At 68.9% G+C, this 25,165-nt stretch carries 19 protein-coding genes; 8 read left to right on the forward strand and 11 right to left on the reverse strand.

The annotated features are described in order from the left end of the window. Positions 1-88: 88 nt before the first annotated feature. The 4 genes from PLE19_16420 (at position 89) to PLE19_16435 (ending at position 4,088) form a co-directional block, all read left to right on the forward strand. Entirely contained in the window at positions 89-2,362 is a 2,274-nt protein-coding gene (locus PLE19_16420) for a GH116 family glycosyl hydrolase (GenBank protein HPD16539.1), read from the forward strand. Between the two features lie 69 nt (positions 2,363-2,431). Beyond that, positions 2,432-2,665, forward strand: coding sequence for a type II toxin-antitoxin system Phd/YefM family antitoxin (locus PLE19_16425; GenBank protein ID HPD16540.1), 234 nt, complete (start codon positions 2,432-2,434; stop codon positions 2,663-2,665). Beyond that, on the forward strand, positions 2,662-3,060 hold the full coding sequence (locus PLE19_16430) for a type II toxin-antitoxin system VapC family toxin (GenBank protein ID HPD16541.1): 399 nt from the start codon (positions 2,662-2,664) through the stop codon (positions 3,058-3,060). The genes PLE19_16425 and PLE19_16430 overlap by 4 nt, the downstream gene beginning before the upstream one ends. A 101-nt stretch (positions 3,061-3,161) precedes the next feature. Further along, positions 3,162-4,088 (forward strand): radical SAM protein, encoded by a 927-nt coding sequence (locus tag PLE19_16435; GenBank protein ID HPD16542.1) that lies wholly within the window; start codon positions 3,162-3,164, stop codon positions 4,086-4,088. A 189-nt stretch (positions 4,089-4,277) separates the two neighbouring features. On the opposite strand, the gene PLE19_16440 is transcribed toward PLE19_16435, so the two are convergent. From PLE19_16440 to PLE19_16465, 6 genes are all read right to left on the reverse strand, one after another. Next, a complete protein-coding gene (locus PLE19_16440; protein ID HPD16543.1) occupies positions 4,278-4,739 on the reverse strand; it encodes a helix-turn-helix domain-containing protein in 462 nt (153 codons plus the stop codon). A gap of 298 nt (positions 4,740-5,037) precedes the next feature. Beyond that, positions 5,038-7,857: a PQQ-binding-like beta-propeller repeat protein gene (locus PLE19_16445; GenBank protein ID HPD16544.1), complete on the reverse strand. Its 2,820-nt coding sequence runs from the start codon at positions 7,855-7,857 to the stop codon at positions 5,038-5,040. A gap of 171 nt (positions 7,858-8,028) precedes the next feature. Then, a complete protein-coding gene (locus PLE19_16450; GenBank protein HPD16545.1) occupies positions 8,029-9,387 on the reverse strand; it encodes a PEP-CTERM sorting domain-containing protein in 1,359 nt (452 codons plus the stop codon). A gap of 126 nt (positions 9,388-9,513) precedes the next feature. Next, the gene (gene purD / locus PLE19_16455; GenBank protein ID HPD16546.1) at positions 9,514-10,791 is read right to left on the reverse strand and encodes a phosphoribosylamine--glycine ligase; all 1,278 of its coding nucleotides are present in this window, start codon (positions 10,789-10,791) and stop codon (positions 9,514-9,516) included. 177 nt (positions 10,792-10,968) lie between these two features. Further along, on the reverse strand, positions 10,969-11,769 hold the full coding sequence (locus PLE19_16460; GenBank protein HPD16547.1) for an HAD-IIA family hydrolase: 801 nt from the start codon (positions 11,767-11,769) through the stop codon (positions 10,969-10,971). 7 nt (positions 11,770-11,776) lie between these two features. Next, positions 11,777-12,490 carry an SDR family oxidoreductase gene (locus PLE19_16465; protein HPD16548.1) on the reverse strand — a complete coding sequence of 238 codons (714 nt, stop codon included), beginning with the start codon at positions 12,488-12,490 and terminating at the stop codon, positions 11,777-11,779. Between the two features lie 136 nt (positions 12,491-12,626). Between PLE19_16465 and PLE19_16470 the strand changes: the two genes are divergently transcribed. The 4 genes from PLE19_16470 to priA are packed head-to-tail and all read left to right on the forward strand — an operon-like array spanning position 12,627 to position 18,664. Then, positions 12,627-14,279, forward strand: a complete 1,653-nt coding sequence (locus PLE19_16470; protein HPD16549.1) for an ATP-binding protein — start codon at positions 12,627-12,629, stop codon at positions 14,277-14,279. Then, positions 14,276-15,751, forward strand: a complete 1,476-nt coding sequence (locus PLE19_16475) for a serine/threonine-protein kinase (GenBank protein ID HPD16550.1) — start codon at positions 14,276-14,278, stop codon at positions 15,749-15,751. Before PLE19_16470 ends, PLE19_16475 begins: the two co-directional genes overlap by 4 nt. 43 nt (positions 15,752-15,794) lie before the next feature. Beyond that, complete coding sequence (locus PLE19_16480) at positions 15,795-16,433, forward strand: redox-sensing transcriptional repressor Rex (protein HPD16551.1); 639 nt, start codon at positions 15,795-15,797, stop codon at positions 16,431-16,433. Next, positions 16,430-18,664 carry a primosomal protein N' gene (gene priA / locus PLE19_16485; GenBank protein ID HPD16552.1) on the forward strand — a complete coding sequence of 745 codons (2,235 nt, stop codon included), beginning with the start codon at positions 16,430-16,432 and terminating at the stop codon, positions 18,662-18,664. The genes PLE19_16480 and priA overlap by 4 nt, the downstream gene beginning before the upstream one ends. A 39-nt stretch (positions 18,665-18,703) precedes the next feature. On the opposite strand, the gene PLE19_16490 is transcribed toward priA, so the two are convergent. The 5 genes from PLE19_16490 to PLE19_16510 all read right to left on the reverse strand — a co-directional run bounded on the left by PLE19_16490 (position 18,704) and on the right by PLE19_16510 (position 25,109). Further along, complete coding sequence (locus PLE19_16490; protein HPD16553.1) at positions 18,704-20,167, reverse strand: PQQ-binding-like beta-propeller repeat protein; 1,464 nt, start codon at positions 20,165-20,167, stop codon at positions 18,704-18,706. A gap of 98 nt (positions 20,168-20,265) precedes the next feature. Further along, positions 20,266-21,339, reverse strand: coding sequence for a 4Fe-4S binding protein (locus PLE19_16495; GenBank protein HPD16554.1), 1,074 nt, complete (start codon positions 21,337-21,339; stop codon positions 20,266-20,268). Between the two features lie 45 nt (positions 21,340-21,384). Next, positions 21,385-22,452, reverse strand: coding sequence for an ABC transporter ATP-binding protein (locus tag PLE19_16500; GenBank protein ID HPD16555.1), 1,068 nt, complete (start codon positions 22,450-22,452; stop codon positions 21,385-21,387). Then, on the reverse strand, positions 22,427-23,434 hold the full coding sequence (locus PLE19_16505; GenBank protein HPD16556.1) for an ABC transporter permease: 1,008 nt from the start codon (positions 23,432-23,434) through the stop codon (positions 22,427-22,429). The genes PLE19_16500 and PLE19_16505 overlap by 26 nt, the downstream gene beginning before the upstream one ends. A gap of 595 nt (positions 23,435-24,029) precedes the next feature. Continuing rightward, complete coding sequence (locus PLE19_16510; protein HPD16557.1) at positions 24,030-25,109, reverse strand: Gfo/Idh/MocA family oxidoreductase; 1,080 nt, start codon at positions 25,107-25,109, stop codon at positions 24,030-24,032. Positions 25,110-25,165 lie beyond the last annotated feature (56 nt).

A 25,165-nucleotide genomic window follows, 5' to 3' on the forward strand; every position in this document is an offset into this window, starting at 1 on the left:
ACCGCAGAACCCCGAGGATCGGAGGATGTCCATGCTCTCACGTGCGCTCGTGTGTGTCCTTGCACTGTGTCCGCCAGGAGGAGCAATCGTGGGGACCGCCGGAACGCTGTTCGATGCGCCCGCCGATGCAAGAAAGCTTCAGTCGCTCCGCGTCGAGGGGCTGAGGAACCCCGCCGTCGGCACGGTCTACCCCGACGGCGTGCTCGAGCAGGGCGGCATGCCGCTCGGAGGACTCGGCACGGGCTACATCTGTCTCGACCCCAGCGGGCGGCTGGGGAAGACTTCGATCTTCAACCGCTTCCCCGCGCCCATCGTGCTCAACCAGCCGTTCCTCTTCCTCGCCTTCGGCGACAGGCGGCTCACGCTTGCGACGCCGAAGGACGGCATCGGCGATGTGAGGGCGGTGCGCTACTTCGGCCACTTCCCCGTGGCCGACGTCGTCTACGAACTCGATGCGCCCGTGAAGGTGGAACTGCGGGCGTTCAGTCCCTTCATTCTGGGCGATTCGGCCGAGTGCAACACGCCCGCCGCCGTCTTCGAGGTGCGGCTGACCAGTGCCTCGGACCAGCCGCAGAGCGTGACCGTCACTCTTGCCCCCGGCGGCTTCCCGAAGGGCGACGCCGAGGCAGTCGAGGCAGTCGAGGCAGGCGGGTGGAAAGGCATTCAGGTGAAGCACAAGCCCGTCGAGAACCTGCCGGCCGGGGTGCAGCACACCTACGCCCTCGCCGCCGAAACCCTCCCCTCCCGAAGGTTCCAATACCTTCGGGAGGGTAAGGCCGCCGACGAGCCCAAGGCCACGAATACCCTCCCGAAGGTATTGGAACCTTCGGGAGGGAACTGGGGCCTCTCTGTCACGTGTGAACTGAAGCCGGGTGAGCAAGCCGCGCAACGCTTCGTCCTCGCCTGGCACCAGCCGCACCTTCGGGAGGCATCGGGGCGGGTCGAGACGCATCAGTATACGAAGCGCTTCGCCAACGCGGCCGCCGTGGCCGCCCACGCCATCGGGAAGCGCGAGGAGTGGCTCCGCCGCATCCTCGCCCAACAGGACGTGCTCTACGGCAGCGACCTGCCCGACTGGCTGAAGGAGGAACTGGTCAACGTGCCCTACACGCTGGCGAAGAACTCCACCTGGCTCGCCAAGACCCGCCCCGACGACTGGTGGGGCGACGAAGGGCTGTTCCTCGTGAACGAGAGCTTCTCGACCTGTCCCCTCACCGAGACCATGCCCTGCCGCTTCTTCGGCCACTGGCCCACGCTCTTCTTCTTCCCCGAGCTGGAGCTGATCACGCTCAAGGCCATCCGCACCTTCCAACTGCGCGGGGGCCAGCCGCCGTTCTGCTTCGGCCTGGGCTTCGCCATCCGCGACCCGCGCTACCACTGCCAGCACACCTGCGGCGCCGGCGAATACGCCCAGATGATCTACCGCTACTACCTGCGCACGGGCGACGCGGCGTTCCTCAAGGACTTCTGGGGATCGGCCCGCGATTCGCTGAACTTCATGCTCTGGCTCGACCGCGATGGCGATGGCCTCGTCGAGGACCACCCGCACGTCTTCGGCCAGGAGGGTTTCCCCGGCAACAACCCCCTCGACCAGTGGCCCTGGTACGGCCCCAGCAGCTACACCGCCGGCAAGGCCCTGGGCGCGCTCGCCTGCGGCATCAGGATGGCCGAGATTGTGGGCGGGACGTCCCCGTCCCGCGAATCGCGGGGCACGGAGGCCCCGCCCACAATCGGGGACACGCCGCCGAGGATTGCGGAGCAGGCCGCCGCTTGGCGCGCCGCGCTCGCCAAAGGCCAGACCGTCTACGACCTGAGGCTCTGGACCGGCAGCTACTACCGCACCTATGCAGGCGACGCGGCGCACAAGGCCAACGACGCCTGCTTCTCGGCCCAATTGAGCAGCGTGTGGTGCACCCGCACCCTCGGCCTCGACGACCCGCTGCCCAGGGACCGCATCGAGAAGGCCCTCGAGACTATCGCGAAGCTCAACATCTCCGCCTCGCCCTTCGGCATGGTGAACGCCGTCTATCCCGACGGCAAGGTGTGCAAGGAGGCGCGGTGGTCCGACGACGTCTTCATCCAATGCAACGCCACGGCCGCGATGGTCTACCTATACTATGGGCAGCGCGAGACGGGCGAGAAGGCGGCGAGGGCCATGCTCGACACCATCTTCCGCGGCCCGCACCCGATGCCCTGGAGCCAGCCCTGCGGCCTCAGCGGTTCGACCGGCGGCACCTGCCACGGCCACGACTACTACGACCACATGGTCGTGTGGAGCTATCCCCTGACCTTCGCGGGGCACGACATCCGCGCCGCCTGCGCCCCCGGCGGCCTGATTGACCGCCTGCTCAAGACCCGATAGGCCGGCCGGGGATGCCTTGACATGGCCATGTGAAATGACCATATTGGCATGGGGATGAGGAGAAGCACGTTGAAGACAATCGCGGCCAGCCAGTTCAAGGCTCACGCCCTCGCCACCATCGCCGAGGTAGCCGCCACGCGGGAGAGCGTGATCGTGACCAAGCGGGGCAAGCCCCTGGTGCGCGTGAGCCCGGTCGAGGAGCCGTCCCAGGACCACGCGCCCGGAAAGCTCGCCCACACGCTGATCTTCGAGGGGGACATTGTTTCGCCCTTGGGCGACGAGGACTGGGACGCCTGCCGGTGAAGTGCCTCCCCGACACCCACGCCTGGGTGTGGTGGCACGCGAGCCCGCGACGGCTCTCGCGGCGGGTTCGGGAGTTGATCGGCCGCCCAGGCGCCTACGAGGAACTGCTGCTGTCTGCCATCTCCCCCTGGGAGTTCGCCAAGCTCATCGAGAAGGGCAGGCTGGCCGTGTCCTGCGGGCCAGAGGAGTGGGTGCAACAGGCGCTCCGGATGGCCAAACTACGCGTCGTGCCGCTCACCCCGCGGATTGCCTGCCGTTCCACATCCCTGCCTCAGCCATTCCGCGGTGACCCGGCCGACCAGACCATCGTGGCGACTGCGCGAGAGGAGGGTGCGACGGTGCTGGCGCGGGACATGCGAATCCGCGGCTACCCTCACGTGCCCAGCCTCTGGTAGCGGGGGCGAGTGCCCGTGGATGCCGCGCATCACACCCGCCCTTGATCGCAGACGCCCGATGCGGGATAATGGCCGCGGGGCCGTCATCCTGAGGACACGTGATGCCGCACCACCGCCGCCTCCCGTGCCAGCGCCGCGAGCGGAAGTCGAAGTTCGTGGATATCTTCCGCACGACGCCGGCGAATACCGTCTGCCCGAACTTCTACGTGCTCGCCCACGCCGACGGGTGCAGCTTCGCGCCCCAGTGCTCGTATTGCTATCTCAAGTCGTCGTTCTGGTTCCTCCGGTCGCCCGAGGTGTTCACGAACTTCGACAAGATGACCGCCGAGATCAAGGCCTGGCTCGCCCGGGACGAACTGGAGTCCTACGTGCTCAACATGGGCAATCTGTCGGACAGCCTGGTGTTCGAGGAGGCGCGGCCGCTCATCGGGCATCTCGTCGGGCTGTTCCGTGCCGAGGCCGAGGCGAAGGGCCGCAGGCACTCGCTGCTGCTCGTGACGAAGGGCGGCACGCGCGAGTGCGCCCCGCTGCTCGAGACGGCCCCTTGCCGCAACGTCATCGTGTCGTTCTCGGTGAACAGCCCCGAGGCGGCCCGCGACCACGAGCGGGGGGCCGCGCCGGTCGAGGACCGCTTCGACGCGGCTCGCCGGCTCAAGGCCATGGGCTGGCGCGTGCGGCTGCGCATTGACCCCATGATCCTCGGTTACGACTATGCCTGGACGATCGAGCAGGTGCGGGCGTTCGGCCCCGAGCGCGTGACCCTGGGCACGCTGCGGGCCGAGGCGAACCTGCCGAAGTTCGTGGAGAACGGCCTGTTCGACGCTTTGGAGCCCGCGCCCCCGCCGGCATCGCCCACGGCCCGCAAGGGCCTTTCCCGCTACCCCAAGGATACGCGCCTCGCGCTCTACCGACAGGCCGTGGAGGCCCTCCGCGACACCTGCCCCATCGGCCTGTGCGAGGAGACCCCCGACATCTGGGACGCCCTGGGCCTCGACAAGCGGGCCAAGAGCTGCAACTGCGGGTCGTGAGTGCCGTCATTGGATGGCAGGAATGGGGGGAAACTTCCTGAAAGAGAGTTTCCCCCCGTCCCCCCCTTCAAGAACTTCCGCATCGGGGCGCAGCGGGGCGAACCGCCCCGCCGCGCCCCAGTGCGGAAGTCCTTGGAAGAGGGGCTGGGGAGGACCTTCCTTCTTCCTCAGAAAGGTTCCTCCCCAGGCTCACGGGGTCTCAGGCGTCTCGGAGCTCTTGGGCACGAGACGGTTGAGCTTCGCCGTGTCGGCCTGAAGCTGGATGTGGCCGCAGGCGGTGCACACGCGGGCGCGGATGGGCACCAGCGACTCGGCGAAGACCCAGAAGCGAGTCTTCTCGGGGTGGAAGTAGAGGCGCCCCGTGCCCTGCACGTTGCCCTCGACGAGCACGCTGTGGCCGCAGGCGGCGCAGCGCCCGGCCGCGGCCTCGGCCTCGGCTGAGCCGGTGGTCTTCTCGATGAGGGCCTCCAGGCCCTCTCGTGTGAAGCGCGTCGCGCCGCCGATCTTCACGAACGACAGGCGCCCTTCGCGCATCCAGCGGAAGATGGTGGGCACGCTGATGCCGAGGTACTCCGCCGCCTCGGGCACCGTGTACCAACGCTTTGCTGCGCCTGCACTTACAGCGCCATCCACTGGCCTTGATTCGTCCACCTCAGGCATCCTTATTCAGAGGAGTGCAGAGTTCTGCATCTTGTTAACTATCATAGAATATCACGGGCTATCCCGTCCGTCAAGCGCTGGCTGGGGGCATCGCAGGGCGGCTCCGCGGCAAGGGCGCGAGGCCCTCTTCAGGACGGATCGCCGATGCGCCATACTTGCTCACCCCTGGGGGGGAGGAAATTGAGCAAGTATGGCGGGAAAGGCCGTGGAGCCGCCCGGATCGCCAAAGCGCCATGCTTGCTCATTCCTGAGGGGGAAAAGATTGAACAAGTATGGGGGCCGGGCGAGGCTACTGCTTCTTGCCGAGGCAGAGGAGCCGGCCACTGCGGAGCGTGACCACGATGCGGCCCTGGCCGTCGAGCGCAATGCCCCAGCGGACTGGCTCGCCGGGCAGCGGATGCGTCCAAAGCTCTGTGCCATCGGGCTTTGTGGCGACAACCGACCACGCTTCGCCCGCCGAGCCCTTGCGTTGGGCCAGAGCCACCTTGCCATTCCCCGCCGTCACCGCCATCGGCTGCCACTCGCACGACTTGTCGAAGACCAGGTAGCCGGGCTTCGAGTAGAGCGGCTGCCCCGAGACCCTGACGGCGTTGCCCGCCAGGGCCAGCTCGCGGCCGCGGACGGCGGTGGTGCCCATCGTGTCGGGCGGGGTGTTGTGGCACTTGCCGGTTGCGGCGTCGAAGGCCGCCGGCGACACGTAGTTGCCGCTGGCGAGGTAGAGGGTGGCGTCCTTGAGCAGCAGCTCGCCCTGGCAGGCGACGCCCCGGCGCGAGAAGGGGTCGAGGTGGCCACAGGTGTTGTTCTGCCACTTGATAGCGCCCGTGTTTGCATCGAGGGCGTAGACGTGGGTGCCGTCGAAGTCGTTCATCCCGGCGGCGAAGTAGGCGGTGCCGCCCTCGACCAGCACGCCGCTCGCCACCGGCCACGTGCTGGACAAGGCGCCGTAGACGGGGATTCGGCGCTCGGCGGGCGCGGCGCGGAAGCGCCACTCCAGCTTGCCTGTTGCCGCGGCGAAGCAATAGGTGAAGCCGTCGGCGGAGCCGACATACGCCTTCCCGTAGGCGATGGTGGGCGGGAAGAACACGCGGCCGCCGGTGTAGGCGGTCCACTTCGGTTCCCCCGTTGCCGCGTCGAGCGCGCGCACCACGCCATCGGAGCCGGCCAGGAAGACCACGCCGCCCACGACGACGGGCGCGGTCGGCTCGCACTGGAGGTTGCTCTCCCAGGCGGTGCGGATGGGGTCAGGGAGTTCGGCCTCGGTGGCGGCCGTGCGGGCGCTATTGGCGCGATAGGTTGGCCACGGGTTCGGCGTGTCGGGGAGGAGGGCGGCATAGCCGTGGGCGGTCTCGAGGCGGTCATTGGTGGAGGCGGCCTGGTCGAACGCGAAATCGCCGGCGGGGCCGAGGGCGATGGTGCCGAACAGTTGGAGGTCGCAGTCGCACGCCCAGGGCACCCAAGTGGCGAGGCCGTTGGCGATGATGACGCCGACGTGGCACGAGGGGCGCATGGGCGAAATCCACTGGGTCTTGCCCGACTCGAGGTCCAGGCGGCCTGAGCCCTCATGGGCGCGGAAGAAGATGCCGTCGGCGCTGCCGGTGGCGCGGGTGCAGGCGCGGCGGCGCGTTGGGTATTCGGCCAGCACCTGGCCGGTGAGCGGGTGCAGCTTCTTGGTGTCCGTGGGCTTGTTCTGCGCGGCGATGACGTAGAGCCCGTCGTCGCGGACCACAATGTGAAGGTCCTGGGCCTCGTGTTTCCACAGGAAGCGGCCGTCGGCGGCGGAGACGGCGCTGAGCCACGGCACCTGGGGGCCGGCGAAGTAGAGAGCCTGGTCGGTGCACTTGAGGTAGGCCTGGGTGCGCCAGCCCTGAATGTAGCCCTGCCCGGGGCGGTAGGGGCCGATGGACTTGAAGAGGTCGGGGTCCTGCTCGGCGGTGCGGCGCCAGAGGTCGTTGCCCGTCCTGGCGTCGAGGCAGGCGAGGAAGCGGCCATAGTGGCCGATGTAGAGGCGGCCGCCCTTCAGGCAGGTCGAGCGGGCATCCACAGGCGGGTCCTGCTGGCGGTGCCAGAGGACCTTCTTGGTCTTGGGGTCGAGGGCGACGACGGTGCGGGCGAAGCCCCAGGGCAGGTCGCGGTCGTTGTAGCCCTTCGAGATGCCGTCCCAGGGCCATCCGTGGCGGGTGCTGCGCCAGCGGGCCACGGGGTCGGGCGGCTCGGGCTTGCCCACGAGGGCGTAGAGCACGCCGTCCTCCAACGCCATCCATTTCCAGAAGGTGCCGTCGGCGAGGTCGGCGGGCACGGCGATCTCGTCCTTCACCTCGCCCGTGGCGGGGTCGAGGAGCTTGCAGCCCTTGTCGTCGGCCACGTAGAGGGCCGTGGGCGTGGCGATCAGGGTCGAGCGGTCCACCATGAAGCCGGTGGGCAAGGGCTTCTTCCAGAGCAGGGTGCCGTTATAGGCGTTCACGGCCATGAGCGTGTCGAGCACGTCCTCCTCGCGTTGGTGCCAGGCGACGTGGCCGAAGGCCATGAAGAGGCGGCCGGCCGAGGCCACGACCTGTTGCGGGGCGGGGGCGTAGCGGGGCTCGGCCACGAACTGGGTGAGGAAGGGCGCGCGGGCCACGGCGTCGCGCGACAGCGGGTTGTTGTCGGGGCTGTGGAAGTGATGGCTCCAGTCGGCGACGCCGGGCGGGAAGGGCTTGGAGGCGGTCTGGCCGCCGACGAGGGCCTGGCCCTCGGGGCGCAGCACGCGCAGGGCTTCGGCCTTGGGCGTGGCGTCGAGGACCACGACGGCGTCGGCCACATTGTCGGCCAGGCCGATGCGGGGCGGTTTGACAGCGGCGACGAAGAGACGGGTGCCCAGCAGGCCCGCGGCGTCGGCGGCCTTGGCCGCGGCCTGCATCGCGTCGCAGTCGGCCAGTTGCACGTAGAGCGTCAGTTCGCTGGCCTTCGCCAGGTCGAGCGCGAGGGCGGCGCCGGCGTCGCCCACGAGGGCGCAGAGGCCGCGTTTCGCCGCGATCTTGGCCAACACGTCGGCCGCGGTCGGCCTCTCGCCGGCCGCGGCCCATGCCGCCATTGCAGCGAAGCCGAGCAGGAACGTCGCCTGTTTGCGCATGGCCAGCTCCTTTCGCGCCGTGACGGTCGCCCCCATCTCTACCGGCATAGTGAATGCCAAACCGAGCGGGAAATCAAGAGCGAGGCGGGCACGAGACCCGCTCGTCCCCTCGCTGCGCGTGGCGACGATGCTCCGGCCCCACGGTGGCCACGGGAAGGGAGGCGGGGCGCGTCAGGCCCGCGCGCGGCGCCGGCGAGCGATGATCGGGAGGCCAAGACCGAGGAGCAGCAGCGTGGCCGGCTCGGGCAGCCCGACCCCCGAGGCGTGGGTGAGAACCTCTTGCGGCGTGAGCCGCCGGTCGTAGATCACGACCTCGTCCAGCAGCATGTTCGCAGTGTCGGCGCCGCCCAGGAACTCGCGCGGCAGGGGCATGTAGTTGGGGTTCGTGCCTGCCAGCACGCCGTTGAGGTACAGGTCAATGCCGTTGGCCGGGTCGGCTACGAAGGTGAGATGAACCCACTGTTGAAGGGCAACCAGAGCGTCGGGCGTGAACCGGTAGTCTGCCACGCCGAAGCGGGTGAACCCCGCCGCTCCGGTGGAGGGCCATTGGTCGAGGCGCAAGGCCCCCGCGGCGCTGCGGAGCAGGCTGCCGGCGTCCTCGATGCCCAGGTGCATGAGCACGAACTCGGCGCTCCACGGGCCGGTGAGGTCGCCCCCGCCCAGCCACACCTGGTCGTCCACGCCGTCGAAGCGCGCGGCCAGGTCGCCCTCGAAGGGAATGCCGGCCTGCCCGCGCACCACGCCATTGCGGTAGACGCCGTCGAGCGCGCCGCTGCCATAGTCAATGGCGATGCTGCCGGACTCGTTGAGGCGGTACCAGTGCAGCGGCGCGCTGGCGAGGACGAGATTGGTCCACTGTGTGGGCGGCCCGGGGGAGGTGATCTGATTGACGATCAGGTTGTCGAAGAGGCCCTGGTCGTCCGAGCCCGCGTTGCGGGTGGGGCCGATGAGGTCCACACCCGGCTGGTACCCTGCATTCGTGAAGCGCGCAGCGAAAACCTGATCGGGGTTGCTGTAGTTGGGCACGGCGACGAGGAACTGCCCTGTGTTGCCGCGGACGAAGACCTCCATCGTGTTCAGCACGCCCCCGGGAGGCGTGAAGCCCATGCTCGTGTTGCCGAAGCCGCCGGGGCCTTCGACGCGGAATGCGCCGGGCAGGGAGGTGTAGCCGGGGTGGAAGACGATGCGGTTGGCGCCGACCCGCAGGCCCACATTGCTGCCACCCCCTCCCGGGTTCTTGCCCACGAGTTGTGTGATCAGCAGGTTGCCCGGGTAGCCGGTCGCTGTGACCAGCGAGTGGGTGAGCGGAGTGCCGTTCATGCGCAACACTCCGCCGGTGACCACCACGGTGCCGCCGCCCTGGAGGGTCATGTTCGTGTAGGCGGCCACCGTGGCGGCCGTGTTGGCCGTGTCGGTGTCGAACGGCTCCTGGAACACGATCCCCGCGTGTGCAAGACCTGCACCCGCAGCCAGGGCAGCAGCTAACACGAGCAACGAAACGGCCCGCCACAACCCCCGGTCCCCGGCCATCGGTCATCTCCTGGAGCCATGCGCTTCCTGGCGCGAGAAGCCACAGAGAGGCAAGGCGCCGCTCGCAGCGTCCTGAATCGCGCGCCAGTATGTACCATCGCCAGGGCGGCGTCAAGCGCGGGCACGCTATGCCTGCCGCTGGAGCGCCCGGGCGCCGATGTCGGTGCGATAGTGGGCGCCCTCGAAGCGGATCCGCTTGACGGCCTCGTAGGCGCGGGCGATGGCGCCGCGGATGTCATCGCCCAGGGCGGTGACGCCGAGCACGCGCCCGCCCGCGGTCACCACCTTGCCGTCGCGCAACTCGGTGCCGGCGTGGAAGACCGTGACGTCGGGCAGCGCGCCCGCGGCGTCGAGGCCGTGAATGACCTTGCCCTTCTCGTAGTGGCCGGGGTAGCCGCCGGAGGCCATGACCACGCAGACGGCGGGGCGGGGGTCCCAGTCGAGATCGGCGTCCTGGAGATTGCCCTGGGCGATGGCGGCGAGCACGGGCACGAGATCGCCCCGGAGGCGGGCGAGGATCGGCTGCGTCTCGGGGTCGCCGAAGCGGACGTTGAACTCGAGCACCCTGGGCCCGTCGTCGGTCATCATCACGCCGGCGTAGATGACCCCCTTGTAGCGGCGGTCTTCGGCGTTCATGGCGTGGACGATGGGGATAAGGATCTCGCGCTCGATGCGCGCGTACTGCTCGGCGGTGATGACGGGTGCGGGGCTATAGGCGCCCATGCCGCCGGTGTTGGGCCCCTCGTCGTGGTCGAAGATGCGCTTGTGGTCCTGCGAGGAGGGCAGGGGCACGATGGCCCGGCCGTCGGTGAGCGCGAGGATCGAGGCCTCCTCGCCGAACAGACACTCCTCGACGACCACGCGGTTGCCCGCGTTGCCGAAGACGCGCTCCTTCATCATCAGCGAGATGGCGTCCATCGCCTCCTTGCGCGTCTGGCAGATGATCACGCCCTTGCCGGCCGCCAGGCCGTCCGCCTTCACGACCAGCGGCAGCGGGGCCTTGCGCAGGTGCTCTTCCGCCGCGTCCACCGTCTCGAAGACGTCGTAGCGCGCCGTCGGGATGGCGTGCTTGCGCAGGATGTGCTTGGCGAAGACCTTGGAGCCCTCGAGCTCGGCGGCGCGCTGGCTGGGGCCGAAGATCGGCAGGCCGTTCGCCTCGAAGCGGTCGGCGATGCCGGCCACCAGCGGCGCCTCGGGGCCCACGACCGTGAGGCCGATCTTCTCGCGCCGGGCGAACTTCAAGAGGGCCTGCACCTCGTCGGCCGGAATGTTCACGCACTCGGCCACGCCGGCGATGCCGGCGTTGCCCGGGGCGCAGAAGAGCTGGGTGACCTTGGGCGACTGGGCGATCTTCCAGGCCAGCGCGTGTTCGCGCCCGCCGCTGCCGATGATGAGGACCTTCACGGGGCGTCTCCTAGAGTGGGACTGCTCGCGCCCCTGATATTACTGATCTGCCGCAGCGAAGCAAGCGTGATGCGTGATACGTGATGCGTGAGAGGGCCGGGCATGAAAAAGAGCGGCAAGGGCCGCCTGCGTTCACTTTCTCCAGTTCCGGTCTTCTGGCCTCTCACGTATCACGCATCACGTGTCACGCCTCAACTCCCGCCCCAGCTCTCGAACCGAGGGGAACACGTAATCGGGCACATCTCGTGTGGCCGCCAGCTCCTCGCGCTTCGTTTCGCCGGAGAGGACGAGGATGGTGGTGAGGCCGGCGCGCCGGCCCATGCGCATGTCGGTGTAGAGGCGGTCGCCCACAATGGCCGCGTCGCGCGGGCGGTAGCCGCTCCCCAGCTTGCGGAGCGCCATGGCCACCATGCGGCGTTCGGGCTTGCCCACCACCACGGGCCGCACGCCCGTGGCCTGGCGCAGCAGGGCGATCATCGAGCCGCAGTCGGGCACGGGGCCGCGCTCGGTGGGGCACACCTTGTCGGGGTGGGTTGCCACGAAGGCCGCGCCGCCCCGCAGCAGGTGGCAGGCCCGCTCGAGCTTGGCATACGTGAGGGTGGTGTCGAAGCCCAGCACCACGGCATCCACGGCGTCTTCGGCGAGGATGAGTCCCGCGCGGCGCAACTCCTCTTCGAGGCTGGGCGTGCCGAGGACGAACACGCGGCGGTGGCGGGTGGCGGTGGTGAGATACAGGGCCGTGGCTTCGCCTGAGGTGATGATCTGATCGGGCGCGACGGCCAAACCCATCGCGGCCAGCTTGTCGCGGTAGAGGAAACGGTCCTTCGACGAATTGTTCGTGAAGAACAGGTAAGGGATGCCGCGGCGGTCGAGCAGCCGGAAGAAGCCCCTGGCCCCCGGCAGCAGCCGCGCGCCGAGGTACACCGTGCCGTCCATGTCCATGAGAAAGGCGCGGATCGAGCGAAGGGGCTGCTTCATCCGACCCTCAGGACCAGGGTGTGGCCTTGTAGCGCCGCACGACCACGTTGTCAATCATCATCACGCCGTCCAGCGAGGCGAGGAAGACCACCAGTTCGGCGATCTCCTCGGGCCGCATCAGGTCGGCGCGGCTCTCGAAGCTGGGGTTCTGGCCGGCCATCTCGGTATCCACGCCGCCCGGGCAGATGCAGTGGACTCGGATGCCGGCGTCGCGGGTCTCGAGGGCGAGCACCTTGGCGAAGCCGAGCAGGGCGTGCTTCGAGGCGCAGTAGCCGCTCTGGTCCACGTAGCCCTTCACCGACGAGCTGGAGGCGATGTTGATGATCCAGCCGCGCCGCCGCTCGAGCATCGAGGGCAGCACCGCCTGAGTGCACAGGAGCGCGCCCAGGACGTTGACGTCGAACATCGCCTGCCAGTCGGCCACGGTGGCCTGGAGGATGGGGGCGAAGCGCGCCACGCCGGCGTTGTTCACCAGGAGGTCAATCGGCCCGAGGCCCGCCACCGCCTGCTCGGCCATGCGGCGCACATCGTCGGGGCGGCGCACGTCGGCCACGATGCCGAGCGCCGCCCGGCCCAGCAGGCCCGCCGTCTCCTCGACCTGTTCGCGCGAGCGTGCGGCGACGGCGACCTTCGCCCCCTCGCGCGCAAGGGCCTGGGCGATGGCGCGCCCGATGCCACGCCCGCCCCCCGTCACCAGCGCCACTCGGCCTTGCAGTTTCATACACGCTCCTGTGCACGGTTCGGCTCGCTGATTATAGCGGCGGCGCCGCGGGGGGTCAAGGCGATTGACACCTCCGGAAGGCGACACTATAATGACGGAGGCGGGCGGACCAACCCAGCAGATGGGAGGCGGGCCCATGGCAATGCATCTCCGCGTGCGACGCGGCGCGAGCGCGGGCGCCGTGTTCGCACTGCGGCCTGGGACCAATATCATCGGGCGCTCACGCGACTGCGCAGTCGCCCTGTCAGACGACAAGGTCTCGACCTCCCATGCCCGCATCGAGGTGGCTGGCGAGGCGGCCACCCTGATTGACCTCGGCAGCACCAACGGCACGCTGCTCAACGAGGCGGCGGTGACGGCCCCGACTCAACTGCGGCCGGGCGATGCCATCCAGGTGGGCAACACCACCCTGGTCTACGGCGACCGCGACCATCAGGCCGACCAGCATCCCACGACCCAGGTGCGCATCATCGTGGCCGACGACAAGACGGTGCTCCAGCGCCCGGTGGCCTGGTCGCCCGAGGCCACCACCCAGGTCCTGCCGGCGACCGGCCAGAACCTCGAGGCCGGCGAACTGCGCCGCCTCTACGGCATCCTGTCGGCCCTCTACCGCGTCACCAGCGTGGTGGGCCGCTCGGTGACGCTCGAGGGGCTCTTCGCCAACGTGCTCGACGTGCTCTTCGACATCCTGCCCGCCGACCACGGCAGCGTGCTGCTGGTGGAGCCCGACGCCCGGGCGCTCAAGCCGGTCGCTGGCCAACGCCGCAACACCCGCGAGCAGACCATCCGCGTGAGCGAAACGATCGCCCGCGACGTCATCGCCACCGGGCGCGGCGTGCTGACCCGCGATGCGGCCGAGGACGAGCGCTTCCGTCGCGTCGCCAGCATCCACCTCTACGGCATCCGCTCCGCCCTGTGCGTGCCCATCCGCTCCCCGCGGCAGACCTTCGGCGTCATCTACCTCGATACCCACTCGGTGGACCGCAGCTTCACCGAGCGCGACCTCGAACTCCTCACCGCCGTGGGCAGCGACCTCGGGCTTGCCGTCGAGAACTTCCAGCTCATCCGCAAGAACCTCGAGGCCGAACGGCTCGCCGCCATCGGCCAGGCCGTCGCCGGCCTCTCCCATTACATCAAGAACATCCTCCAGAGCATGGAGGCGGCCCGCTACCTCATCCCCTCGGCCATCGCCAACCAGGACCTCGCAGAGATCGGCGAAATCTGGGGCGCCCTCGACCACAACATCCAGCTCATCTCCGAGCTGGCGATCAACATGCTCAGCTACTCGCGGCGCGCCGGCCCCCAGTACGCGCCATGCGAGCCCAACCGCGTCGTGCGCGAGGTGGCCACTCTGGTGGCCCAGCGCGCCGCCGCGCAGAACGTCGCGCTGACACTTGCTCTCGACGACGCCATGCCCACGGCGCTGCTCGATGCAGGCGCGCTGCACTGCGCCCTGCTCAACCTGCTCACCAATGCCATTGATGCGACTCCCGGCGGCTCCGTCACCGTCACCTCCCGATGGGTGCCCGCCGCCCGTCGCATCGAGATCGCCGTTGCCGACAACGGCCCCGGCATCCCGCCCGCGCTCCGCGAGAAGATCTTCGAGGCCTTCTACACCACCAAGGGCTCGAAGGGCTCGGGCCTCGGCCTCGCCGTCTCCCGCAAGGTCATCGGCGAACTCGGCGGCCGCATCGCGGTGGAGTCGGAGGCCGGCCGAGGGGCCATCTTCACCGTCGCCCTGCCCATCGAACCGCCGGAGGGGCAGGCCGACCAAGGCGACGCGACATGATCGGCACCACGCTCGGCAGGTTCCGCATCGAGGCCCAGATCAGCTCCGGCGGCATGGGCACCATCTACCGCGGCACCGACGTCGAAACCGGCCAGGTGGTCGCACTCAAGGTTCTCCAGCCGTCTCTTGCGGCCGACCGCTCATTCCTCCAGCGCTTCCGCCGCGAAGTCCATGTTCTCAGCGGGATTCAACACCCCAACGTCGTCCGCATCTACGACGTAGGGGCGGACGACGGGGTGCAGTACTATGCGATGGAGCACCTCGAGAAGTCGCTCGCAGAGGTTCTGCGCGAGGGCCCCGTGCCCATCGAGCGCGCCGTGCGCATCGCCAGCCAGGTGGCGCGCGGCCTGATGGCCGTGCACGATGCCGGAGTCCGCCACCGCGATGTGAAGCCCAGCAACATCCTCTTCGACGCCGAAGGCAACGCCAAGATCGCCGACTTCGGCATCGCGAAGATCAGCGACGCCACCCGCATGACCCAGACCGGCGTGATCGTGGGCACCCCGTCGTACATGGCTCCCGAGCAGGTGGACAGCCAGGCGCTGGACCCGCGGGCCGACATCTACTCGCTGGGCGTCGTGCTCTACGAGATGCTCGTCGGCCGCCCCCCCTTCGACGGCCGCACCACCCTCGAGATCCTGCGCAAGCACCGCTACACGCTCCCCGAGTCTCCCAAGAGCTTCCGGCCGCAGGTGCCCAGCGCCCTGGCCCACCTGGTCCTGAGCATGCTGGCCAAGTCGCCTAAGCAGCGGCCCGACTCCATGGCCCTGGTGGCCGACGCCCTCGATCATATCGAGCGGAACCTGGAGCGGCGCGGAATGCCGCGCGACGAGGCGAGCCCCGAGCTCTCGTCGTCCGAGCAAACGGAGCGCTACGAGCGCATCGCCGCCTGCGTCATCCGCTGGGCCAAGGCCGCGGCCGCGGTGGTCGCCCTGGCGGCGCTTGCCTACGGCGGCTACCGCGTGATCTCGCATCTCACACGCGGACCGGCCGACTACCTGCGCGACGCCGAGGCGGCGGAGGCCCGCGATGCGGCCGACGCCCTCCGCCGCTACGAGGCCCTGGTCGGCCGCTACCCCGACGCGCCCGAGGCGGGCACGGCCCGCGAACGCATCCGCGCCCTTCAGGAGGAAGAACGCCGGCGGCCGGGCGGCAGCGCGCCCGGCCTCTTCGGGGCCTCGGGGCACACGCTCGCCATTCGCGCGCAGATTGCGGCCATCCATTGCAGCCGCGCCGAGAAGGCCGTCGCCGCCGGCGACATCGAGCACGCCCGACAGATCTACCGCATGGTGCGCCAGGTATTCGCCGACACCCCCTGGGGCCTGCGGGCCGACCACCGCCTCTACCTGCTCGATGCCATGGACCCAGGCGGCGCCAAGCGGCGGCCCGAGGACGCGCGCGAGGAGCCCGAAAAGGAGAACGCGCCGGCACCGCCGTCCCACGAGCCCCCGGCTCCCGAACCGCCCCGTTGAGACCCTGTACCTGCGGCGGCCCCCGAGACTGGAGCATCCGGCCATGTCCACACTCCACGCCATCCCGCGACCCGTCATCGAACGCATGGTGCTCTACCTGCGGCAGTGCCAGCGCCTCGAGCGCGAGGGGATTGACACGGTGTCGTCCACCGAGCTGGGCGAGGCCATCGGCGCCAGCTCGGCCCAGGTGCGCAAGGACCTCTCGTTCTTCGGCCAGTTCGGCCAGCGCGGCCTGGGTTACCCCGTGCAGAACCTCGAGCGCGCGCTGCGGCCGCTGCTCGCGCTCGACCGCGAGTGGAAGGTGGCCCTCGTGGGCGCCGGCAACATCGGACGGGCCCTGTGCACCTACCGCACCTTCCGCGAGCGCGGCTTCCAGATCGTCGCGCTCTTCGACAGCGACCCGCGCAAGGAGGGCTGCACCTGGGCGCGCCTCAAGGTGCTGCCCATGAGCTCCCTGCGCCGCACCGTGGCCGAGCTGGGCATCGAGCTGGGGATCATCGCCGTTCCGGTCGAGGCCGCGCAGAACGTGGCCGACCAGCTCGTCGCCGCCGGCGTCAAAGGAGTCCTCAACTTCGCCCCCACGCACGTCACGGTGCCCAGCGGCGTCGCCGTCCGCTCGGTAGACCTCGCCGTCGAGCTCGAGCAGCTCGCCTTCCTCGTCACGCGAAGCTCCGCCCCATGAGCCCTCCCGCCTTCGCACAAGTGGCGCTGAACCTCCCGGTCGGCGACGCGTTCGACTACGCCGTGCCGCCCGAGCTGCGCAGCCGCCTGCGGCCCGGCCTGCGCGTCCGCGTGCCCTTCCGCAACCGACACCTCGTCGGCTACTGCGTGCGGCTGCTCGACGCGCCCAGCATCGAGGCGGCGCGGGTGAAGCCGATCGTGGATCTCGTGGACGCCGAGCCGCTGGTAGATGCGGCAATGCTGGAGCTGACCCGCTGGGTGGCCGACTACTACGGCTGCGCCTGGGGCGAGGCGCTGGAGGCGGCGCTGCCCGGCGGCGTGCGCCGCCAGACCACCTCGCGCACGATCCAGATCGTCGAGCCGGCCCTCGAGGGGGCCGCGCTGCGCGCCGCCATCGCTGGGCTGCCGCCGCGGCTACGCAAGCGGGCCGCGCTGCTCGACACCCTGGCCTCCTGCCCCAACGAGGAACTCACCCCCAGCCAGCTTGCCGAGCTGGCCGGCTGCTCGCTCAGCGTCGTCCACGCCGCCCGCAAGGCGGGCCAGATCCGCTACCGCTCGAAGACGGTCACCGAGCATCCCGTGGACGACGTGCTGCCCGAGGCGCCCAAGGAGATCGAGCTCACCGACGAGCAGCAGCACGCCCTCGCCCTCATCGGCGAGCGCCGGCGCGCCGGCTTCGGCGTGGTGCTCCTCCACGGCGTCACCGGCAGCGGCAAGACCGAGGTCTACCTGCGCGCCATCGCCGACGCGCTGGCCGAGGGCAAGCGGGCGCTCGTCCTCGTGCCCGAAATCTCGCTCACGCCGCAGACCATCCGCCGCTTCAAGGCGCGGTTCCCGCGCATCGCCGTGCTCCACAGCCACCTCACGCCCGGCCAGCGCACCGAGCAGTGGCGGGCCATCCAGCGCGGCGAGGCCCAGGTGGTCATCGGCCCACGCGCCGCCGTCTTCGCCCCCGTGCAGGACCTCGGCATCGTGGTGGTGGACGAGGAGCACGAGAACACCTACAAGCAGGAGGAGCCCGCGCCGCGCTACCACGCGCGCGACGTGGCCATCGTGCGCGCGCAGCGGGCCGGCGCGCTCGTGGTGCTCGGCTCGGCCACCCCCTCGCTCGAGAGCTTCCACAACGCGCGGCGCGGCAAGTACGCCTACGTGGTCCTCGCCCACCGCGTGCTCGGCCTGCGCATGCCCCCCGTGGAAGTGGTGGACATGACCGAGGAACTCCAGGAGGCGAAACGCTGGTGCTTCCTCTCGCGCCGCCTGGAGGCCCTGACGCGCCAGACGCTCGAGAGCGGCGCCCAGGTGATGCTGTTCCTCAACCGGCGCGGCTTCTCCACCCTGGTCTTCTGCCCGCGCTGCCAGCACGCGCTCCGCTGCCCCCAGTGCCAGGTGCCCATGGTCTACCATCGCCGGCGCGGCATCGCCCTGTGCCACTACTGCGGCGAGCACCAGCCGCCTGCCGGCATCTGCCCCGCCTGCAAGGTGGGCCAGATGCGCCACTTCGGCGTGGGCACCGAGCGGGTGGAGGACGAGATCGCGCGCAAGTTCCCCAACTACCCGCTCGCGCGAATGGACACCGATACGACGCGCGGCCGGGCCACGCACCAGCGCCTCCTCGACCGCTTCCGCTCGGGCGAGGCCCGCATCCTCATCGGCACGCAGATGATCGCGAAGGGACTGGACTTCCCGCAGGTGACGCTCGTGGGGGTGATCTCGGCCGACACGGCGCTGTACCTGCCTGACTTCCGGGCGGCCGAGCGCACGTTTCAGCTCGTCGAGCAGGTGGCGGGCCGCGCGGGCCGCGGCCTGCTCGGCGGCCGCGTGGTCGTCCAGACCACCAACCCCCATCACCTGAGCATCGTGTGCGCCGCGCGCCACGACTACAGGCTCTTCGCCGAGACGGAGCTGGACCTCCGCCGCGAACTCGGCTATCCGCCCTTCGGCCATCTGCTGCGAGTGGTCGTGGCCGGCCCCAGCCGCGACGCGGCTGCCGGCCGCTGCCGCGAGTTGGCCGAGCGCCTGCACGCGCTGCCCGAGGCGGCGGCAGCGTTCGAGGTGCTCGGCCCCGTCGAGTGCCCCCTGGCCAGCCTCCAGGGCAAGAGCCGCTGGCAGCTTCTCGTCAAGGCGCCCGAGCGGCGCGGCGTACGACTCGCCACGCGCGCCCTGCGCCCGCATGCTGGCGTCGCCGGCAAGCTCCAGGTGACCCTGGATGTGGACCCCGTCTCGATGCTGTGAGGGCGTCGTAGCTCGTGCGCCGGGGGCCGCCCGGCGGTGTCAGTGCGGACGCCGTATCCTGGCCAGCCGCGCCAGCGTGACGGCGAGCACGGCGGCTACGACGAGCACGACGGGGACGGTGTATGCCTCGCCCAGCGCGTCCCAGAACGTGTCGGCCGGGGGGCCGGCGTTGTCGTCGCGGGTGCCCACGGCGAAGCCGTGGACGACTCCGCTGTACGACGGGGCGATGAGCATGGGCCTGCCGGCCAGGGTGCCCACGACGCACGAGCCCCAGATCGTCTTGCCCTTGCGATAGTGGCTCCAGGGGAAGCGGCCCAGATCGTAGCGGAAGAGGAAGCGGCCCTCGCGCGCCGTGACGACGTAGACGTGGTCGTCGAGTGAGTTCACGCACACGACGAGTTCGTCGCCCATCGTAGCGAGGGCGGGCGAGCCCTGCACGATGTTGCGGGTGCGATAACGCCAGAGCTCCGTGCCGGTGGCGGCGTCGAGGGCGAAGAGGAAGTAGGTGTAGCTGCCCACGAACACCGTCGGCCGCCCGTCTATCACCGCGAAGGCGGGCGTGCTGTCCACCCACGTGTTGATGGGGCTGGCCCACACCTGCTGGCCGGTCTCGGCGTCCACACAATAGGCCCAGGCCGTGCGGCCACCGAGGAAGAGGAGCTGGCGGCCGTTCACCGTGGCCACCGAGACGCCGCTGTGGATCTCATCGCCGCTGGCGTAGGGCTTGGGCCACAGGTCCTTCCCCGTGCGGGCCGAGAGGGCGAAGACGCTGCCCGGCTCGTACGGCACGAAAAGGGCCGGCTCGCCCCGCACAGTGCCCAGGCACGGGGCATTGACGGCCCCCGTGCCGATCTCGCGACGCCACAGGGGGGTGCCCGTGGCCGGCTCGAGGGCGATCACCTCGCCGCGCTGGACGTTCTCGACGGCGCTGCGGTTGTTGTTCCACACGCCGCAGAAGAGCACGGGCCTGCCATCCACCTCGGCGAGCAGAGGGTCGGCCATGCGCGCGGGGTTCACGGTGCCGCGCCAGGCGAAGGTCTCGAACTGCCAGAGCTTGCGGCTGGCGTCGCTCGGGAGGCCGGGGCGGGGGTCGAGGGCGAAGATCGAGCGGTCGCTGGACGCCACGAAGAGCATCGGCCGCCCGCCGACGATGGCATAGACGGGGGCCGCGCTCACCGCCGAGCCGGTGATGAAGGCCCAGTCCTGCTTCCCCGTGTGGCCGTCGAAGGCGTAGACCGTGTTGTCGTAGCAGCCGATGAAGACGCGCGGCTGGCCCTCCACGGTGGCGAGGCACGGGCTCGACCAGTAGGGGATGCCCTCGACGTAGGCGTAGAGCGTGCGCGGCTCGGCCGTGCTCCAGACGTGCTCGAGCGTGGCCGAGGCGAAGCGGGTGGGGCTGAGGCTCTGACGCTGCGGGCCGAAGCCGTACATCGGCCAGTCCACCACCTCGGCGGCGACGGCTGCCGATGCGCAGAGGGCGAGGAGCGGAATCGCAGGCTTCATCGGGTCCTCTCTGTCCTATTCGTCCCATCTGCCCCATCGGTCCTATAGCACGGATGGGGCATACAGGACCGATAGGCCCCTCCGCGCACCGCGGCCGCTCAGAAGTACTCCGTTGGCCGGGGCTCGAAGGGGGTGACCTGCCTCTTGCCCGGCGCCAGCTCGTTGACGATCTGGAGCGCTCCATAGGGGCAGGCATCCACGCACTTCATGCAATAGAGGCACGTCTTCCGATCCCGGATGCCCATCACGATGCAGTCCACGGGGCACACGGGTTCGCAGCAGCCGTCGCGTTGGCAGAGGTCGTCGTCGCGGTTGATCTGCCAGGCCGCATTCTTGGCCAGGAGGCCCAGCATGGCGCCCTCGGGGCACATGTAGCGGCACCAGGCGTTCATCAGCACCATCGAGAGCAGCAGCACGCCGAAGCACGAGATGAGCGAGGCCCATTCGACGTAGGCCGTGAAGAACACGCAGAAGGGCCCGTTGGCGTACACGCCGTAGATGAACACGGCGAAGATCGAGACGAGGATTGCGTAGCGCACCCGCTCCTTGAAAAACCAGTCCTTCGACCGATCAGTGAGCACCGTGAGCGCGATGAGCGAGAGGCCGATGGTGTAGAAGACCATGGCGTGCTCGATGAACGAGAACGTGGCCGGCTTCGTGCGGTACGAGCTGTAGAAGAGCACGCCCAGGAAGGCCACGCCCATGGCATACTTGATGTAGATGAAGGCGGCGCGGTCGGCGTAGCGCCTCAGCCACGATGTGGCCTTGGCCAGCAGCTCCTGCGCAAAGCCGAGCGGGCACAGCCAGCCGCAGAAGATGCGCCCGAAGAGCATGGTGAAGGCGGCCACCGTGGCGAAGACGACCAGGTACTTGAACGCTCCAAGGTCGTCGCGGCCCAACACGTTGGCGCCCAGGACGATGTCGCGGGTCATGCAGGCGCAGGGGTGGACGCCCAGGATCAGGGCGATGGCGGAGAGCGTCTGGACGAGGCGCCGCGCCCACTGGCGGTGAGGGAACTTCCAGCGCATCAGCAGCGCACCGACGACGGACAACCCGGCCATCATCAGGAACGGCGTGAGGTCCAGGGCCGTGTTCCCCAACGGCAGCAAGGCCCTCTCGATGACCTTGCGGATGACCAGCCGATTGCTTTCCCAGCCGAAGGGCAGTTCCATCGCCAACCTCTTCAACCCACCGCAGGCTTCGACCCTGCGGGAGGCTCATCTTTCCTCGTCGCGCCAGGGGAAGACGTGGACAGCCTCGGGTTCGAAGCCCAAGGCCACCGCCTGGCCGATGCTGAGTCCAGACGCCGCATAATCGCGCTTGGTCTGGAGCACTACGAAGCGGTTACCGCGCGTGGCGACCTCATAGCGGACGACCGGGCCACGGTCTGAGATCTCCGCCACCGTGCCTTCCAGCCGGTTTTGCAGGGCCGCCGGCGCATTGGCCGGGCCGATCAGCACCCGTTCGGGCCGCACGCAGAGGCCCACGCGGCCGGCCACCGCACCGCGCGCCAGCAAAGAGCCGCAGGCGAGCGCGATGCGGACGCCGCTGCCCTCGCGGACCGCCGTGCCTTCGAAGACATTCTCGGTGCCCACGAAGCGCGCAACAAAGGGGCTGTTGGGGCGCTCGAAAACGTCGTCCTTCGGGCCGAATTGAAGCAGGCGGCCGCTGCGCAGGATGCCCAGAGTGTGGCCGAGGATGCGGGCCTCCTCCTGATCGTGGGTCACGTGCAGGATCGTGGTGCCGAGCTGGTGATGGAGCGCGGCGATCTCGGCGCGAAGGGCCTCCTTAGCCAGGGGGTCCAGGGCAGCGAGCGGCTCGTCGAGCAGCAGCACGCGTGGCTCGATGGCCAGCGCCCGGGCGACCGCCACCTTCTGCATCTCCCCGCCCGAGAGTGCGGCAGTGTCCCGGTCCAGCAGTGCTGAGATCGCCAACAGGTCGGCCACGCGCTCGACCCGCTTCGCCCGCTCGGAGCGCTCGACGCCGTGGTAGCGCAACCCATAGGCGATGTTCGCCCGCACCGAGAGATGCGGAAAGAGCATTGAGCGCTGGTAGACGAAGCCGATGCCCCTCCGCTCGGGCGGCAGGAGTGTCACGTTCTGCCCGTCGAGCCACACCTCGCCAGCCTCGGGGCGGTTGATGCCCACGATGGTCTCCAGCAGCACCGTCTTGCCGCAACCGGTGGGGCCAAGCAGAACACCGTAGTCGCCGGTGGCCAGCTCGAAGCTGATCCCCTGCAACTGGAAGGCGCCCAAACGCTTAGTCAGTCCGACGACTCGAACCACAACCGTGGCCCCAGATGGTGCGGATGTTCCGCCACAGGGTGCGCGAGGCCAGAAGGTGCAGGCCCGCGAACACAGTGACGCACAGGACAATCATGAGGATGGCGAGCGAAGCGTGCTGGCCCCTCTCGCCGGCCTCGATGAACTGCTTGTAGATGCGCACGGGCATCGTCTCGGGGTGCTCGGCCACCACGCTCACCGAGGCGAACTCGCCAATGGCCCGCCCCCAGGTGAGGATGCAGCCCATGAAGATGCCGCGCGCGGCCAGCGGCAGCGTCACGCGGAAGAAGGTTGCCATCGGGCGGGCCCCAAGGGTGCGTGAAACGTGCTCTAGCCTCAGATCAACCCCCTGGAACGCCGCCATCGCGGAGCGAATGAGGAAGGGGCTGCTCACGAAGGTCTGGGCGGCGACGATGCCCTTCCAATCGTTGGCTAGCACGATGCCGAAGTTCGAACGAAGCCAGTCGCCCAGCGGCTGACGTGGCCCCAGCAATGCGATGAGGGCGATGCCCGCTACGGGGGGCGGGAGAATGATCGGCAGGTCCACCAGCGCGTCGAGCACCCGGCGGCCTGGGAAGTCGCTCCGCACCAGGAAGTAGGCGAGCGGCACGCCCAGCGCCAGCACCACAAGTGTCGTGATGGTGGCTGTTTGCACACTCGTCCACATCGCCCGGCGGGTCTCGGCCGCAGCAGCGTCGGAGCCGAGGAGCGCAGTGCGAAGGTCCTGTGGCGAGCGGCTCACGCCCAGATTCACGAGGGGAAACAGCACCGCAAGCACAAGCATGAAGCCCAGGGCGAAGCACGCCACCACGAGATAGCTGTGTGTCTCCTTTGCCAGTCTAAGTTCCGCCAGGATAACGAGATAGAAGATCGTGAGCAACACCAGGGTCGCCTCGGCGAAGAACGGGAACACCAGGTAGGCCACGAGCAGCACGACCATGAAGCCGAATGCCTTGGGCATGTGGAACAGGCTGCTTGTGATCATCAAGAAGAGACCGAAGAGCAAGAGGCGGTGTGTGCCACCAAAGGTCCACGGGGAAGCGGGGGCCACAGCGGCGAATAGCGAAAACAGGACCGCATACCATGCGATGTATCCGCCCTGCATCCATCGCGAGCGTAAGCTGATATGAAATAGTAGGTTATAGAGGTAGAAGACGTTGGCAGAGAGGAGGAAAACATAGACCGTGGCTGAGCGCAAACCGGGCTTGAGCACGGGCGCGAGCCACACCCACTCGGCCACCGCGAAGGCAAGCGAGCCGATGGTGAGACCCAGTATCCTCTGTCGCGTGGCTGCTGCCATTCTCCCTACCCAGTATCTAAGGCACTGACTGCGAAAAACATGTCCCACCGAGGGACCTGTCAGGTTCGGAACGCGCGCTGACCAGCGACCGAGGCGCAAACCCTCGCGGGATCACGGGGTCGAAGGCCCCGAGGCCGCGCAAGGGTGACGGCGGATACTGGACGCACCAGTAGCTGCCCCTGGCATCCTTGCCGCGCGCCCCTCTGTGACATTCGCTTGACGGCGCACCTATGTGACCTGAAGAAACGTAAGGCAGATGCAAATCACTAGTTACGAAGTCTCATGGTGTTGGCCGAAACCGTGAGCGCACAGGCACGGTAGTGCCCGACCCCGAGGCCTCAAGGGCAGCCAGGGTAATGTCGAGGACGTGGTAGGCTGCGTCGCCGGGACAGGTGAGGGGCTTCCCCTTACGGATGCCCGCCGCAAGATCGAGCGGCCCCCGCGCCCATTCGACACCGGGATAGGGATTGCCAAGAAGGGGCAGCGATCTCCACTCGCGCTCGCCCGGCTTGCACAGGTCTAGCCGAGAATTGAAGCCGACGACCGAGTCGAGCCGCAGTGAGCCGTCCGTGCCGTGGACTTCGATGCCCGCCTGCGCGCTCTTGACAGCGAAGAAGCTGGCAGTGAGACGGCAGTGAATGCCAGAGTCGAACTCAATAAGAGTACATGTGTGATCCGGATTGGTTACCGTAAACGACTTGCCGGCGTCCGGCCCTGAGGCGATCGTGCGTTCGCGGAGCCGAATGCCCCCCATAGCCCGGACGGCGGTCGCCGAGCCGAAGACTTGTATGAGCACACTGAGAGGGTAGCAACCAACGTCGAAGAGCGGCCCCGCTCCGCGACCATAGAAGGCCGCGGGTGCGGGGTGCCAAGCCTCGATACGGCTCCAGTTCATCTCGGCGTAGACCTCCTTCACATCGCCGACGAGGCCCTCCTGCACAACCTTCTTGAGGGTCTGCTGGGCCTCGCCGAGGATGACAAACGGAGAGCAGCTCAGCAGAAGTCCTTGCTGTGCGGCGAGTTGCACGCAGGCCTGCCCGTCCTCGCGGGTGGCGGCGAGGGGCTTCTCGCTGTGCACGTGCTTGCCGCCCCGTAGGAGGCGCTGCGTAACCTCAGGGTGGGCAAGGTGCACTGTCAGGTTGAGGCCCGCCTCGACCTGAGGATCAGCGATCAGTTCGTCGAGGCTGGCGTAGAGTTTGCACGCGTACTTTGAAGCGAAGGCTCTGGCGGCCTCGGTGTTGAGGTCATAAGCCCCGACGATTGCCAGCCTGTCGGGGTGCTTCTGCATCGAGTCGGCATACGGCCCGGCAATGTTCCCGCAGCCGACGAAGGCGAACCCTACGGGTCCTGTCACCCCCATGCTCCTCTCCTTTATTGGACGGCCCTTGAAGGCTCGTCAGGATGTCCGGGCTTCGA

The organism is Planctomycetota bacterium, assembly GCA_035384565.1.
GTDB lineage: Bacteria > Planctomycetota > PUPC01 > DSUN01 > DSUN01 > DAOOIT01.